The 15,390-nt window shown below is 60.3% G+C and carries 11 protein-coding genes; 4 read left to right on the top strand and 7 right to left on the bottom strand.

The annotated features are described in order from the left end of the window. Nucleotides 1-9 precede the first annotated feature (9 nt). Nucleotides 10-225, bottom strand: a complete 216-nt coding sequence (gene rmf, locus ACKPCU_RS11180) for a ribosome modulation factor (RefSeq protein ID WP_088274068.1) — start codon at nucleotides 223-225, stop codon at nucleotides 10-12. Nucleotides 226-487: 262 nt separating this feature from the next. Between rmf and rlmKL the strand changes: the two genes are divergently transcribed. After that, the gene (rlmKL, locus tag ACKPCU_RS11185) at nucleotides 488-2,662 is read left to right on the top strand and encodes a bifunctional 23S rRNA (guanine(2069)-N(7))-methyltransferase RlmK/23S rRNA (guanine(2445)-N(2))-methyltransferase RlmL (RefSeq protein WP_321346723.1); all 2,175 of its coding nucleotides are present in this window, start codon (nucleotides 488-490) and stop codon (nucleotides 2,660-2,662) included. A gap of 13 nt (nucleotides 2,663-2,675) precedes the next feature. On the opposite strand, the gene dacB is transcribed toward rlmKL, so the two are convergent. From dacB to ACKPCU_RS11205, 4 genes are all read right to left on the bottom strand, one after another. Beyond that, the gene (gene dacB / locus ACKPCU_RS11190) at nucleotides 2,676-4,154 is read right to left on the bottom strand and encodes a D-alanyl-D-alanine carboxypeptidase/D-alanyl-D-alanine endopeptidase (protein ID WP_104738447.1); all 1,479 of its coding nucleotides are present in this window, start codon (nucleotides 4,152-4,154) and stop codon (nucleotides 2,676-2,678) included. Nucleotides 4,155-4,275: 121 nt separating this feature from the next. After that, nucleotides 4,276-5,412, bottom strand: a complete 1,137-nt coding sequence (locus ACKPCU_RS11195; RefSeq protein ID WP_321346724.1) for a PDC sensor domain-containing protein — start codon at nucleotides 5,410-5,412, stop codon at nucleotides 4,276-4,278. A 47-nt stretch (nucleotides 5,413-5,459) separates the two neighbouring features. Next, nucleotides 5,460-6,260, bottom strand: a complete 801-nt coding sequence (locus ACKPCU_RS11200; RefSeq protein ID WP_321346726.1) for a TatD family hydrolase — start codon at nucleotides 6,258-6,260, stop codon at nucleotides 5,460-5,462. 14 nt (nucleotides 6,261-6,274) lie between these two features. Beyond that, nucleotides 6,275-7,978 carry a DEAD/DEAH box helicase gene (locus ACKPCU_RS11205; protein ID WP_104738450.1) on the bottom strand — a complete coding sequence of 568 codons (1,704 nt, stop codon included), beginning with the start codon at nucleotides 7,976-7,978 and terminating at the stop codon, nucleotides 6,275-6,277. Between the two features lie 143 nt (nucleotides 7,979-8,121). Here ACKPCU_RS11205 and ACKPCU_RS11210 point away from each other — a divergent pair, with 143 nt between their 5' ends. From ACKPCU_RS11210 to greB, 3 genes are all read left to right on the top strand, one after another. Beyond that, complete coding sequence (locus ACKPCU_RS11210) at nucleotides 8,122-9,087, top strand: glutathione S-transferase family protein (RefSeq protein WP_321346728.1); 966 nt, start codon at nucleotides 8,122-8,124, stop codon at nucleotides 9,085-9,087. Between the two features lie 2 nt (nucleotides 9,088-9,089). Then, entirely contained in the window at nucleotides 9,090-10,958 is a 1,869-nt protein-coding gene (locus tag ACKPCU_RS11215) for a cation:proton antiporter (RefSeq protein WP_321346730.1), read from the top strand. 93 nt (nucleotides 10,959-11,051) lie between these two features. Beyond that, the gene (greB, locus tag ACKPCU_RS11220; protein ID WP_104738452.1) at nucleotides 11,052-11,528 is read left to right on the top strand and encodes a transcription elongation factor GreB; all 477 of its coding nucleotides are present in this window, start codon (nucleotides 11,052-11,054) and stop codon (nucleotides 11,526-11,528) included. 15 nt (nucleotides 11,529-11,543) lie between these two features. On the opposite strand, the gene ACKPCU_RS11225 is transcribed toward greB, so the two are convergent. Continuing rightward, a complete protein-coding gene (locus tag ACKPCU_RS11225; protein ID WP_321351823.1) occupies nucleotides 11,544-12,659 on the bottom strand; it encodes an ABC transporter permease in 1,116 nt (371 codons plus the stop codon). Nucleotides 12,660-12,663: 4 nt separating this feature from the next. Then, nucleotides 12,664-15,390 (bottom strand): ribosome-associated ATPase/putative transporter RbbA, encoded by a 2,727-nt coding sequence (gene rbbA / locus ACKPCU_RS11230; RefSeq protein WP_321346732.1) that lies wholly within the window; start codon nucleotides 15,388-15,390, stop codon nucleotides 12,664-12,666.

A 15,390-nucleotide genomic window follows, 5' to 3' on the forward strand; every position in this document is an offset into this window, starting at 1 on the left:
CTTGAGAGTTTAGCCTACCGCGTGCATCTCATTGAGTCGGTGCACGCCGGAGATGCCGGTGAAGCCATCCCAACGGTCCGCGCGGCCTTCGCGCCAACCATTGATCCAATTCTGTCTGGTAGAGGGGTTGTTAAAAGGGCAGGTGTCCTGGGATTTGCCACTCACTCCGTGCTGGTAACCGCGTTGAAATGCTCGTTCCATCGGATCACGCTTGAGTCTTCTCATAGGGTAGCGTCCTCGTGTGGTATGACATTTTCTGAACGATCCGAGTCGTTCCAAAGTAGCGCGTAATCGGTTGTTGACTACGCTGCAAGGAAGCCGGTCGGATAGGGTGTATTGGCCCGGCTTCGAATACTGTCACCGCTCAAGTCATACCCTGTTGTACCCTATCGGCCGTCACCGCTACAAAGACCGATTTAGCATACCTGAGGCAGCTGGTTAGCTGTCACTGAAATATAAACGTCATCGTATTCCGGAAATCAACGACATGCGCGAGATCCTTGAATTTTTTGTTACCTGCCCGAAGGGAGTGGAGGGTCTGCTGCGAGATGAAGTGCTTGCCTTGGGCGCGGAGTCGGCCAAAGAAACCGTTGCCGGCGTGTCGGCGCAGGGCGATATCGAACTCGGATATCGTCTGTGTCTGTGGTCGCGTCTCGGTAACCGGGTACTGCTGGTTCTTAAGCGTTTTTTGGCCGGGACGGCCGAAGATTTGTATGCCGGCGTGCAGCTGATCGATTGGCGTGACCATCTGGCGCCGGATGGCACCCTGGCGATTGATTTCACCGGCTCGCTGGCGGGCGTGGACAACACTCACTTTGGCGCGCTGAAGGTCAAGGACGCGATTGTTGACCAACTGCGTCGCCCTGATGGTACCCGTCCGGGCGTGGACAAGGTGCGGCCTGACCTGCGCATCAATGTGCACTGCCACCGCGGTGAGGTGCAGCTGGCGCTGGATCTGTCCGGCGCCAGCCTGCATCAGCGCGGCTATCGCCTGCAGCAGGGGGCTGCTCCGCTCAAGGAAAACCTCGCAGCGGCCATTCTGATCCGTTCCGGCTGGCCGGCACTGGCCGAAGCCGGCGGTGCGCTGACCGATCCGATGTGCGGGTCGGGTACCTTCCTGGTCGAGGCGGCGCTCATGGCTGCCGATGTGGCTCCCAACCTGCAGCGTGAGCACTGGGGCTTCAGCCGCTGGCAGCAGCACGTACCTGTGCTCTGGCAAAAGGTGCTGACCGACGCCCGCGAGCGCGCCGAGCGTGGATTGGCGCGTCCGCCATTGTGGATCCGTGGCTATGAGGCTGATCCCCGTCTATTGCAGCCGGTCCGTAACAACATTCAGCGTGCCGGTGTGGGGGAGTGGGTCAAGGTGTTCCAGGGTGAGCTGGCGACCTTTGCTCCCAACCCGGATCGTGGGCAGAAAGGTCTTGTGGTCTGTAACCCGCCCTACGGTGAGCGCCTGGGCACGACCGCGAGTCTGGTGTATCTCTATCAGAAGCTGGGCGAAGTGCTGCGCCAGCAGTGTCAGGGCTGGCAGGCCGCGATCTTCACCGGCAATGTGGACCTGGGCAAACGCATGGGGATTCGCAGTCACAAGCAATACAATCTGTTTAACGGCGCGCTGCCGTGCAAGCTGCTGTTGATGGATCTGCAGTCGGAACGCTTTGTCACCAAGGCGGCTGATGCGCCAGCGGGCGAGGCTGCAGCGGTTGAGGCGGCCCGACTCAGCGAGTCGGCGCAGATGTTTGCCAATCGGTTGAAAAAGAACCTGAAGAATCTGGGTAAATGGGCACGCCAGCAGGGCATTGAGTGTTATCGCGTTTACGATGCCGACATGCCAGAGTTTGCCGTCGCGGTTGATCTGTATGGTGACCGGGTGCATGTGCAGGAGTATGCGCCGCCGCAGTCGATTGATGAAGACAAGGCGGAGGCGCGCCTGCAGGATGTCATGGCGGCGCTGCCGCAGGTGCTGGGTGTCCCGCCGGAGCATATTGCCCTGAAGCAGCGTCAGCGTCAGTCCGGCAAACAGCAGTATCAGCGAATGGCCCAACAGGGCGAGTTTTTCGAGGTGCACGAAGGTCAGGTACGTTTGCTAGTCAACCTGACCGACTATCTTGATACCGGGCTGTTCCTCGATCACCGGCCGATGCGTTTGCGCATCGCTGGCGAGGCCAAGGGCAAGCGTTTCCTTAATCTGTTCTGCTACACCGCGACGGCGACCGTGCATGCAGCGGCCGCAGGCGCGCGTTCAACCACCAGCGTGGACCTATCCAATACCTACCTGGACTGGGCGCGGCGCAACCTGTCGCTTAACGGTCTGTCTGACCTGCACAAGCTGGTGCGTTCCGATGTGATGGCATGGCTGGAGCAGGCCGGGGATCAGCAGTTCGATCTGATTTTCATTGATCCGCCAACCTTCTCGAACTCGAAGAAGCTGGAAGGGGTGTTCGATGTACAGCGCGACCACCCGCGACTGCTCGAGTTGGCGATGAAACGGTTGGCGCCGGGCGGAGTGCTGTATTTTTCCAACAACTTCCGTCGTTTCCGCATGGATGAGTCGGTGGAGGCGCGGTATCTGGTGGAGGATATTTCAGCCCAGACGCTGGATCGTGATTTTCAGCGCAATGCGCGTATTCACCGGACTTGGAAGCTGAGTCACCGCCCCTGAGGGCGGTGACTCATCAATGACCGCTGGCGCTGGCGATGTCTGTCGGTGCGCGGCGATAGACGTCTTGCAGCACCAGATCAAGCGCCTGTCCGCTACCGCCGGCAGCGGCATGGTTGACGATGGCGGCGACGGCCCAGCTTTGGCCGTTGGCGTCTCGGGTGATCCCGGCAATCGCCTTGACGTTGCGCAGTGAGCCCGTCTTGATGTGAGCCTGGCCGGCAACTGGCGTATTGCGCAGGCGACGACGCATGGTTCCGTCCATGGCCGCCAGCGGCATGGAGGCGATAAACTCGGCGCTGTACGGGCTTTGCCAGGCCTGAGCCAGCAGTTGTGCCATGTCGCGTGCGGTCAGGCGTTCCATACGGGATAGCCCCGATCCATTTTCCAGCACCAGCGTATTGGCGCGAATACCCTTATTGTTGAGCCACTCGTCGATGACGCGGACGGCAGCTTTGTGATCGTCACGATCTGTGGCAATACGGTTTTCCCGGCCGATAGTGAGGAACAACTGCCGGGCCATGGTGTTGTTGCTCCACTTGTTGATATCCCGCACTACTTCAACCAGGTCCGGAGAGGTGCTGCGTGAGACCAGGCGGGCACTGCGCGGAGCCCGGCCAATCTGATTGTCGCCGCGAATAGTGCCGCCCATTTCCGCCCACAGCGTGCGCAGGGTGCTGGCGGTGTAAGTGGTCGCGGTCAGCGCGGTCAGGTAACGCTGCGCCATGCAGCCCTCATGCAGGTTACCTGTGAGGGTAACAACAGCTTCGTGGCCGCTGTCCTGAATGTTGTACTCAACGTCCGGCGCCGGGCAACTGCGAGTGGGGGCGGGCAGCAGGGCGATCTGGTTGACTACCTTGACTTCAGGCAGCGCCGGCTCGAGATTGATACGCACGCCACCTTCTTCAGCAAAGCTGCTCAGTACGAACACCTTGAGGTTGGTCAACAGCGGATCTGGTTCAACCAGAAACGGACGGTTCTGGTTGCCGCTGTCATCAATGAACGGCGGAATGTCAGCGGGGAAACGCATGTCGGCCGGCTGCAGCACCAGGTTGCCATTGATATGGCGAATGCCGGCGGCCTTCAGGTCGCGCAGCATCAGCCACATGCGCTCGAGTGTCAGCTTGGGGTCGCCGCCGCTGCGGAAGATCAGGTCACCTTGCAGAGTGCCGTCAACAACGTCACCGTCAGCGAATAGATCGGTATTCCAGTGATAGGTCGGACCAAGGATTTCCAGCGCAGCGTAGGTTGTCACCAGCTTCATAGTGGAAGCGGGGTTGACTGGCTGATCGGCGTTGACGAACTGGGCCATGCCCTGGTTTTCCAGCGGGATAACAGCCAGAGACAGTGCGTCGGCGGGAATCTTGGCAGCTTGCAGGGCGCTGTTGACGCGGCCTGGTAGGGTGCCGCTGTCTGCTGCCTGCAGCGGCAGGCTGGCCAGCAGGCTGATCGTCGGGACCAGACAGAGCAGGGTGCGTGCGAAAAGATTGGACATGGTATCCAGCTCCGTAGCCTTTGGATTGCTGACAGCAGAACCGCGTGTTCGTCAGTCCCCGTATTCTTGCATCATCACTTAAATAACGATTTGCGCCAAGGGGTTAAAGTAATTTGTTAGATCAACGGTCACGATTGCGTGGATCCAGCAGTACCCGCCACAGCACCCAGCTTAATGGCAACAGCAACGCGCTGATGCCCAGCGAGAGCCAGAATCCGAGTGTGCGTAACCGATAGGCCTCCGACAGTAACTCTGTTTCCGGCACCAGCACCGCCAGGTAGACGTCGGGTGTGCCCATGATGTCGATGCGCTGCTGCTGAATGACCCAGCGCTGCCCCTCCAGTGTCTTGATCGTCTGGCGTTCCCTGGTGTAACCGTCAAGAGCGAGGGTTGCCAGCAAGGTACTGCCGAGTTCGTTGAAGTGTCTTGGCTCCAGGTAGCTACTGCCCTGGGTGGTGTGCTGCAGACGATGGGGATCCTGATAGGCCACCACGACGCCGTCCGAGGTGTAGAGAACCAGCTCTGAAGAGGGAGTCATTCGCTGTTGGCGAAGGGTTTCCGAGAGGCGGTCAAGGGTGAGGTCAGCGCCGAACACGGCGATGCTCCCGCTGGCCCGGGCAAGGGTAGTGCCAAATTCTCGGGTGGAGAAAAACAGATAGGGGGTGGTAATCATGCGCTGATCAGCCTTGCTGGCTGCAGCATACCAGGGGCGTTGGCGCGGATCGTAGCCTTCGTCAGCTGCCAGGCGAGCCTCGACGATTTTTAGGTTCTCATCCAAAAACAGATAGCTGTTGTGCCGGCTTTCCTCTTCGTCGATATCGATGTGCCAGGCCATCCAGCGTGCCCGCTGTGGCGCACTGAAACGCTGTTGGTTGATGCGGCTACCCAGTGGCCGCAGCATAAGGTAATCACCGTCGTGCCAGCCCGCATAGACAGAGTTGAGTTGTGGGTTGTCGGTCAGAACCTGGGCGAGCATGGGCAGGTAGTCCATGCGCTGGGAGAGACTGTCGGTATTGACCAGTTTACTGAGCGCGAGCAGGTTCAGCGCCTGCATCGGCGGATGGTAGACATTCTCCAGTTCTCGGGTGACCTGCTGCACGATGCGCTGGAAGATGGCGTTGCCATCGGCGTGCATCAGACGATTGAGTTGCTGGTAGTGAAACAGACTGAGCGTGATACCGAGCAGCAGCAGCGGCAGCATGCCCAGCAAGGGTGCGAGAAGGAATCGCCCGGTGGCCGTCCGTTTCGTTTCAGGCATGCTAGTCCCTGGCTGCATTTCCGTTGCTATGGTGCAGCAAATATAGACTATCGGTTCGGTATTGGAAGCTGAAACAGGCGGCGAGCGTTATCGCAGGTATGTTGGCTCAGGTGGGAAATCGATTGCTGGCGACAGTCAGCCACCATGCGTGCGACTTCCGGCAGGAAGGCCGGCTCGTTGCGGCGATTTTTCGGCTTGGGTGACAGCGTACGCGGCAATAGCCAGGGTGCATCCGTTTCCAGTAACAGGCGATTGTCAGGAATGTCCTTCACCAGGCCTTGGAGGTCAGTGCCCCGGCGTTCGTCACAGATCCAGCCGGTAATGCCAACGTAGAGGTCCATATCCAGATAGGCATAGAGGGCTTTCCTGTCTGCGGTAAAACAGTGCACCACGGCACCGCTAAGACGGTCGCGGAAGTCACGCAGGACAGCGATCAGGGTATCGCTTGCGTCGCGCTCATGGAGAAATACCGGCAGACCGGAGTCGGCGGCTGCTGCAAGTTGCTCTTCGAGTGCGCTCAGTTGAGCGGCGCGGGGGGAGAAATCGCGGTTGTAGTCCAGGCCGCATTCGCCAATGGCACGAACGGCGGGTTGGCTGCTTAGCTCACGTAGCTGGCGGCTGCTGTCGGCGGTCCAGTGACGGGCCTCGTGCGGGTGCACGCCAGCAGTGGTAAAGAGGTGTTCGGGGTGGTCCGCGCATAGAGCAAGCAACTGTTCTGCCTGCTCCAGCGAGGTCATGGTCAGCAACTGCTGGCTGACACCGGCCTGACGGGCCCGCTCCAGTACCGCGTCGCGGTCACTATTGAAGGCTTTGTCCGTCAGATTGACGCCGATGTCGACCCATTCCATCTGCAGTGCGTTCCTCAGGCCTTGCGCGGGCCCTTCGGCTTGCCTGCGTATTCGCGGCGCGGCGGTTTGCCACGGGGCGCGCGGTCACGTGGCGGCAGCTCGCCTTCCGGCAGCGGCCAGGCCTTGATCTGCAAGGTTACGCCGTTGATTTCGGCGCCAGCCAGACGGTTGATTACCGCCTGATCCAGCGTCGGCAGGAAGACACCAGTGTGTTCGTTGAACAGTTTGATGTGACCAATCTGTTGGCGTTGCAGGCCACCAACCTTGACCAGCACGTCGACCAGCGGCTTGGGCATCAGGCCGGTCTTGCGACCACCTTGCACCTTGTAACGGGTCAGGCCGCTGTCGCGATCGAACTCGCGCTCACGGCGCGGCGGTGCGCTGGGCAGGTCCGCCACCGGTTCCAGCAAGGTCTTGGCGCTCGGCAGCAAGGTCAGCAGGGCGGCAGCCAGTTCGGTTGCGTCCAGGCTGGTGAGTTCCTGCAGGTCGCTGACCAGTTGCTGGTGCAGCGAAGTGGCCTGTTCACGGGCGTCGTTCAGGCGCGATGCCAGCTTGTTCAGACGGCCGCTGCGCACGGCGTCGGCGGTCGGCAGGGCCTGCGGCTCGATCTTCTGGCCGGTAGCGCGCTCCAGTACGTGCAGCAGACGACGCTCGCGCGGGGTAGCGAACAGGATCGCAGTACCCTGGCGACCGGCGCGGCCGGTACGACCGATGCGGTGTACGTAGCTTTCGCTGTCGTGCGGCAGGTCGTAGTTCAGTACGTGAGTAATTCGCTCAACGTCCAGGCCACGGGCGGCAACGTCGGTCGCAACCACGATGTCCAGCAAGCCACGCTTGAGGCGGTCAACGACCTGCTCGCGCAGTTGCTGGGTCAGGTCACCATTCAGCGCGGCGGCAGCAAAGCCGCGGGCTTCAAGACGTTCCGCCAGTTCGAGGCTGGCAGTCTTGGTGCGTACGAAGACGATCATGGCTTCGACTGGCTCGACTTCGAGCAGGCGGGTCATGGCGTCCAGCTTGTGGTGGTTGGAGACTTCCCAGACTTTCTGGGTGATGGTCTCGAGACTGCTGCTCGCGCCGCTGTGCAGGCGGATCTCAGCAGGCTCTTTCATATGATTGCGCGCTACGTTGCGCACGCCCGGCGGCATGGTCGCGGAGAACAACGCCTTCTGGGTGGTATCCGGCACTTCTTCAAAGACGGCTTCAAGGTCGTCGGCGAAGCCCATCTTGAGCATCTCGTCAGCTTCATCGAGCGCCAGATAACGCAGGTCTTGCAGCTTGAGGCTGCCACGGCGCAGGTGGTCGGTGAGACGGCCTGGCGTCGCCACGACGACGTGAGCGCCGCGCTCAAGCGCCTTGAACTGGGGGGCAAACGCCGAACCGCCATAGAGGGCAAGAACGGTAAAGCCGCGCATGTTCTGGGCGTAGCGCTGGAATGCTTCGGCAACCTGGAGCGCAAGCTCGCGGGTCGGGGTCAGGATCAGTGCCTGAGTTGCGCGGAGGCTGACGTCAATGCCAGCCAGTACAGGCAGCGCGAAGGCTGCGGTCTTGCCAGTGCCGGTCTGCGCCAGACCGAGCAGGTCTTTGCCAGCCAGAAGCGTGGGGATAGCTTCCGCCTGGATTGGGGAGGGGGTTTCGTAGCCGAGGCTGTTGAGGGCCTCGAGGAGATGAGCAGGCAGGCCGAGATCGGCAAATTGCCGGGCCGGAGCGGTATCGGACATACGGGAAGTGAACCTTAGGGAAGAGATAGCCGCGTATTATACGTGTTTTATGGGCAAAATACCTCTGCCTTTTGTCTGACCTGTTCAGCGGTAGCACAAAGTGTCAGGCTTAGAGGCCAAGTGACAGGATCAAGGAGCAGGGCATGGGACGTCTGATTGACGGCCAATGGGTCGATCAGTGGTATGACACCAGCAGTACGGGTGGCGCCTTCAAGCGTGAGGATGCCGGGTTTCGTGATTGGATTGAGCCAGGTGCGCGCTTTGCGCCAGCGTCCGGGCGTTACCATCTGTATGTCTCGCTGGCCTGTCCCTGGGCTCATCGCACGCTGATCATGCGTCACCTCAAGGGACTGGAGTCGCATATTGGCGTCACGGTCGTGCACCCGCACATGCTTGATCAGGGCTGGCAGTTTGCCGAGCCCGAGCCGCTGTACGGTTATCGTTGCATGCACCAGCTGTATACCCATACCCGCCCGGACTACACCGGCAGAGTCACCGTGCCGGTGCTATGGGATCGACAGGAAGAGACGATCGTCAACAACGAGTCGGCCGAGATCATCCGCATTTTCAACAGCGCGTTTGATGACGTGACTGGCAATCGTGATGACTATTATCCGAGCGCGTTGCAGAACGAAATCGAGCGGATCAACGAGCGCGTCTACAGTGATATTAATAACGGGGTTTACAAGACCGGGTTTGCTACCGAGCAGGATGTCTACGAGCAGGCCTGTCGCGAACTCTTTGCCGCTCTGGACTGGGTGGAGGCGTTGCTCGGTGAGCGCCGCTATCTGGCTGGTAGCGAGCTGACCTTGGCTGATTGGCGTCTGTTCACCACGCTGGTGCGCTTTGATCCGGTCTACCACGGGCACTTCAAGTGCAACCTGCAGCGTATCGAAGATTATCCGAATCTGCTCGGTTACCTGCGCGAGCTTTACCAGTGGCCGGGTATTGCCGACACCGTCGACTTCGAGCACATCAAGCAGCATTACTATTACAGTCACTCCAGCATCAATCCGAATCGGATCGTTGCGCTGGGCATGGGGCCAGACCTGCATGTACCGCATCAACGTGACCGCAAGGTGTACGCAACAGAGCAGCAGGAAAGCTAAACGTGACAGACATTCAACATCTGATTACCCCGGCACTGACGTTTTCGGGGGTTGCCCTGGTTAGCCTTGTCTGCCAGCTCAGTGCCTGGCGTTTGCGCCTGCCTGCGATTTTGTTTCTGCTGCTTGCCGGTATTCTGCTGGGACCGGTCGTCGGTGTGCTGTCGCCCGATGAGTTTCTTGGTGACCTGCTGTTTCCGCTGGTATCGCTCTGTGTCGCGCTGATCCTGTTCGAAGGCAGCCTGACGCTCAAGTTCGACCAGTTGAAGGAAACCGGTAGTGTGGTAAGGCGGCTGGTGACAGTCGGTGCGCTGGTTACCTGGGGGGTGATCAGTGTTGCCTGTTACTGGCTGATCGGCCTAGAGCCCGGCCTGTCGGCGTTGTTCGGCGCATTGGTTGTGGTAACCGGGCCTACAGTCATTGTTCCGATGCTGCGGACGCTGCGTGCGACCCAGCGCATTTCACGGGTGTTGCGCTGGGAGGGTATTTTGATCGACCCGATCGGCGCCTTGCTGGCGGTGCTGGTTTACGAGTGGATTGCGGCGCAGAGCGCCGGTGACAGCGGCTTTATCGCCGGCTTGCTGATATTTGCCAAGGTGGTCTGCTACGGCACCATCGCTGGTGTTGCCGGTGGAGCATTGATGGCAACCGCCATGCGGCGACACTGGATTCCTGAATACCTCGAAGTCCTGGCCTCGCTGACCGTGGTGTTGGTGACCTTTACGCTGGCCAACGAACTGGCGCATGAGTCCGGCCTGCTGGCGGTGACGGTCATGGGAATCTGGCTGGCGAATGCCCGTGGTGTCGATATTGAAGAGATTCTGGTGTTCAAGGAACACCTGTCGGTGCTGCTCATCTCTGGCCTGTTCATCCTGCTGGCGGCGCGACTGGATCTGGGCGCGCTGTTGGCGCTTGGCTGGCCAGCGCTGGCGTTGCTGCTGGTGATCCAGTTTGTCGCCAGACCGCTGGCAGTCTGGATCAGCAGCCTGGGTAGCGAGCTGAACTGGCGTGAGCGGGCACTGATTGCCTGGATCGGGCCACGGGGTATCGTCGCCGCGGCGGTATCGGCACTGTTTGCGCTGCGTCTGGAGCAGGCCGGTTATGAAAATGCCGCGCTGGTAAGTGCGCTGACCTTTGCCGTCATCATTGGTACTGTTGTCTTTCAGAGTGCGACGGCGCGAACCGTTGCCCGATTGTTGCGAGTAACCGAGCCCGAGCGCCGTGGTGTTCTGATTATTGGGGCCAACGCGGTTGCCCGTGCACTTGGGGAAGTTTTGCAGAAGCTGGATGTCCCGCTGCTGATGGTTGATACCCATTGGGAGTCAATCAGTCAGGCCCGGATGAAAGGCTTGCGCACTGTGCGCGGCAACCCGTTGTCGGCCCAGGTGGACAGCAGCCTTGATCTGACCGGGTTGGGCTCCTTGCTTACGATCACGCCGGAGCGCGAGCGCAATGCATTGCTCAACCAGCATTTTCAGCGTGACTTTGCCGCACACCGCATTTTCACCGTACGCAACGAACGTAGCGGTGCCAACGAGCGTTTGCAGATATCAGCCAAGCACGAGGGCGCACCGCTTGGCCCGGATGGCATGACGTTCAGCAAGCTGTCGAGCTTGATCAGTCAAGGGGCGCGCTTCAAGGCCACGACGCTGACCGAGGGCTTCAGTTACGCCCAATGGCGGGAAGAAGCGGGCAAGGGGCGTACGCCATTGCTGGCCCTGACGCCTGAGCGTCGGTTGCGGGTCTTCTCGCCGGAGCAGACGATTGAGCCGGAGGCCGACTGGACGCTGATCTACCTGGAGACCGCCACGGAAAACGGCAAGGCAAGCCGTGAGTCCGAGAGCGCTGAAAACAGCCCACAGACGGCGCAGTGAATGTCGACAGCGTCAGGGCGTTAAGTCGACAATGCCGTCTTTGCACCGCCGGACCATCAGGTCCGGTGGCTTCGGTACTTTTCGGATAGCGCTATGGATACCAACGTCATCACCCCGGAAGGGCACGCTGCGCTCAAGCAGGAGCTGGATCAGCTCTGGCGGCAGGAGCGCCCAGAGGTCACCAGACTGGTTCAATGGGCGGCCAGTCTTGGTGACCGCTCGGAGAACGCCGATTACCAGTACAACAAGAAGCGCCTGCGAGAAATTGATCGGCGGGTACGCTTCCTTCGCAACCGCCTTGATAAGCTCCGCGTCGTCGAGTACAGCCCGGTTCAGGAAGGTCGGGCATTCTTTGGCGCCTGGGTGGCGCTGGTCGATGAAGACGGCCGGGAGCTGCTGTTTCGTATTGTCGGCCCTGACGAAATATACGGTCGCAAGGACTACGTTTCGGTCAATGCGCCTATTGTTCGAGCCTGTCTGGGCAAGGCGGTGGGCGACGAAGTTATCGTGCGCACACCCGAGTCGGTGAAAAGCTGGGACATCGAATCCATTCGTTACCACATCGACTGATGCGCTGTTTGGTTACTACTGCAGGGTGCTGCGCAGGCGTCGCAGGGCAGCGCAAAAGAACACCCCACCAATGGCCGTCAATGCCAGTAGCTTAGGCCAAACGATTTCGAGGCCCGCGCCGCGCAGCAGGACACTCTGGGCCAGTTCGACGAAGTGTGTGGTCGGTGCCAGCGACATGATCAGTTGTACCGGCACCGGCATGCTTTCGCGTGGCGTTACAGCCCCGGACAGAATTTCCAGCGGGATCAGAACCAGCATGATCAGCAGCCCGAGCTGTGGCATCGAGCGGGCAACCGTGCCGAGGAAAATTCCCATCGAGGTGGTGGCAAACAGGTGCAGTGCTGTGCCAGCCAGAAACAGGGCCATCGCGCCTTGAATGGGCACCTGTAGCCAGCCTTCGACGATGAATTGCAACGCAAGTGCCGATGCTGTCAGCACCACCAGGCCCATTGCCCACACTTTGGCCAGCATGATCTCCAATGGCGTAACCGGCATCACCAGCAAGTGCTCGATGGTGCCGTGCTCGCGTTCGCGTATCAGCGCCGCGCCGGTCAGGATGATCGACAGCATGGTGATCTGGTTGATGACCTCGGTGATGGCACCGAACCAGCTGGCATCAAGATTGGGGTTGTAGGCTACACGCACCACCGCTTCGACCGGCTGGCTGGCGGTGCCCTGATAGCGCTGTGCGAAGGCGGCTGCTTCCCGCTGGATGATCTGCTGAATATGACCGGCACCGCTGAACGCCTGACTTACCTGAGTCGCATCCACATTCAGCTGGATGGATGGTTGCTCGCCTGCGAGCAGGTCGCGCTGGAAGTCGGGTGGAATGTTCAGCGTAAAGGTGTACAGGCCACCGTCCATGCCCTGATCCATCTGACGGTGGTCGATCAGCGTCGGGGGCAGAAAGTAGGGCAGCTGGAACGCGTCAATCAGCCGGGCAGAAACCTGTGAGCGGTCTTCATCGACGACCGCAATGGTCGCCCGATTCGGGGTTTCCGGCATGGCGGTGGCAGAGGAGTAGATGCTCAGACTGAAGGCATAGATGATCAGCAGCACCAGCGCAGGGTCGCGTGCCAGGCTGCGCAGCTCCTTGATGCCGAGCTGAAGAATGTTGCCGAGAGATCGCATCATGTCATTTCTCCTGCTTTCTCAGGCCCGCGATACTGGCAAGCGTCAGTACCGGGATGGACACCAGCAGCGGGATGAAATAACTGTGCAGATCCGCAAACCCCAGCGCCTTTGAAAAGACGCCGCGGGTGATGATCAGAAAGTGCGTCGTCGGGTAGAGCTGGCCGATCAATGCACCGGCCCCCTCCATGGCTGATACTGGGTGCAGCATCCCGGAAAACTGGATGGCTGGAATCAGGGTTGCGATCGCCGTGCCGAAAATGGCCGCAATCTGGCTCTTCAGCAGTGACGATACCAGCAGGCCGAGACCGGTTGCGCAGATGAGATAGAGCAGTCCGCCGAGCAGCAGGGTGGCCAGGCTGCCCTTGATAGGAACGTCAAAGGCAAATACGGCTAGCAGCAGCAGGGCGATGAAGTTGACGAAGCCCAGTGCAACGTAGGGCAATTGCTTGCCGAGCAGGAACTCGAGCTTGCTCACCGGTGTGACGTAGAAGTTGGTGATTGAGCCAAGCTCCTTCTCGCGAACTACCGCCAGAGCCGTCAACATCGCCGGGATCATCATCAACAGAATTGGAATGACCGCAGGAACCATGGCCGGCAAACTTTCCACATCGGGGTTGTAGCGGTAGCGCGTTTCGACGTTGACCAGGCTGGTCCTGTAGGTGGTGGGCTGATGGGCTGCGAGCGTCAGCAGGTAGTTCAGATGAATGCCCTGGGCGTAACCGCGCAGGGTATCTGCGCGCATCGGCATGGCGCCATCAATCCAGTAGGCAACCTGAGGGTTGTCGCCGCGCAGCAGATCACGACCAAAGCCCGGCGGGATCTCCAATGCCAGGCTAATGTCGCCCGCGCGCATGCGCTCATCCAGCTCGGCATGGCTGTGCAGCGGCGGTTTTTCGATAAAGTAACGTGAGCCGGATAGCTCCAGCGCATAGTTCTGGCTGTAGGTCGTCTGGTCTCGATCCAGCACGGCAAAGGTCAGGTTCTCCACGTCCATGTTGATGCCGTAACCCATGATGATCATCAGAAACACGCTGCCTGCCAGCGCCAGCATGCCCCGTACCGGGTCACGGCGCAGTTCCATGGTTTCGCGTCGGGTGTAACTGAGCAGCCGGCGAAGGCTGAAGCGAGGCCCTTTTGCAGGCTCTTCGCTTGCGCCCGGTGGTGTCAGTCTGACGGCCGCAGGTGCGCTCTCGTCCGGCCCGCTGGCCTCGCGCAGCCAGTCGATGAAGGCTTCTTCCAGTGAGTCCTTGCCGCGCTGCTTGCGCAGCTCCTCGGGCGCGCCGCTGACCAGTACCTTCCCCGCGTGCATCAGCGACATGCGATCGCAACGTTCAGCTTCGTTCATGAAGTGGGTGGATATGAAAATGGTCACACCATCTTCGCGCGACAGCTTGGCCAGCAGCGCCCAGAACATGTCGCGGGCAACCGGATCGACACCGGAGGTCGGTTCGTCGAGGATCAGAATCTCTGGTTTGTGGATGACTGCGACCGCCAGTGACAGGCGTTGGCGGACTCCAAGCGGGAGGTCCATTGGCAAGCTGTCGGCGACGTCGTGCAGATTGAACTGATCCAGTAGCTCATGCACACGCAGCGGCCCTTGTTCCGCTGAGAGGTGATACAGCTTGGCGTGCAGCACGAGGTTTTGACGTACGGTCAACTCACTGTACAGCGAGAATGCCTGCGACATGTAGCCAACGCGCATGCGCACCGAGATGTCATTGGGGTCGACCGGTTTGCCGAGTACTGACGCCTCACCTTCACTGAACGGTAGCAGGCCGGTGAGCATTTTCATCGTCGTCGACTTGCCGCACCCGTTGGAGCCGAGAAAGCCAAATATTTCGCCCCGTTCGATACGGAAGTTGACCTTGTCGACCGCTACGAAATCGCCAAAGCGGCGGGTCAGGTTGTGGGCCTCGATGGCGATGCCGGTCTGCTGGGTCCGCGGCGGGATGATCAGTTGCTGGTGCTGGCGGCGCTTTTCCTCCGGAAGCAGGGCGACGAAAGCCTGCTCCAGGCTGCTGGACCCGGTCTGTTTCAGGATCTCCTGCGGTGTGCCGGTCGCAAGTACTTTGCCGGCGTCCATGGCTACCAACCAGTCGAAGTTTTGCGCTTCGTCCATGTAGGCGCTGGCGATCAGCACGCTCATCTGCGGCCGCGCAGCACGGATTCGGCGAATAAGGTCCCAGAACTGGCTGCGAGACAGCGGGTCGACGCCCGTAGTCGGTTCGTCGAGGATCAACAGATCAGGGTCGTGAATCAGCGCACAGCACAGTCCGAGCTTCTGCTTCATACCTCCAGATAGCTTGCCGGCCGGGCGGTCAATAAAGCGACTCATGCCGGTGCTGGCGAGCAGCCCGCTGATCCGGGCCTTGCGCTCCTGCCTATCCTGGTTGAACAGGCGGCCAAAGAACTCGAGGTTCTCCGATACGCTGAGGGTCGGGTAGAGGTTCTTGCCAAGCCCTTGTGGCATGAAGGCGATGCGCGGACATACTCGCCGCCTATGCCCTGCGCTGCGCATGTCTCCGTCCAGCACCTGCAACTGCCCTTGTTGCAGGCGGCGAGCGCCTGCAACCAGTGACAGCAGACTGGACTTGCCGACACCGTCGGGGCCGATCAGGCCGACCATGCAGCCGGCGGGCAAATCGAGGGTGAGCGAATCCAGTGCGGCTACCGTGCCGTACCTCAGGTTGATGCCTTCCAGTCGAGCGACTGGGGCGCGCGTGTCCAT

The organism is Halopseudomonas oceani, assembly GCF_963677335.1.
Lineage (GTDB): Bacteria > Pseudomonadota > Gammaproteobacteria > Pseudomonadales > Pseudomonadaceae > Halopseudomonas > Halopseudomonas oceani.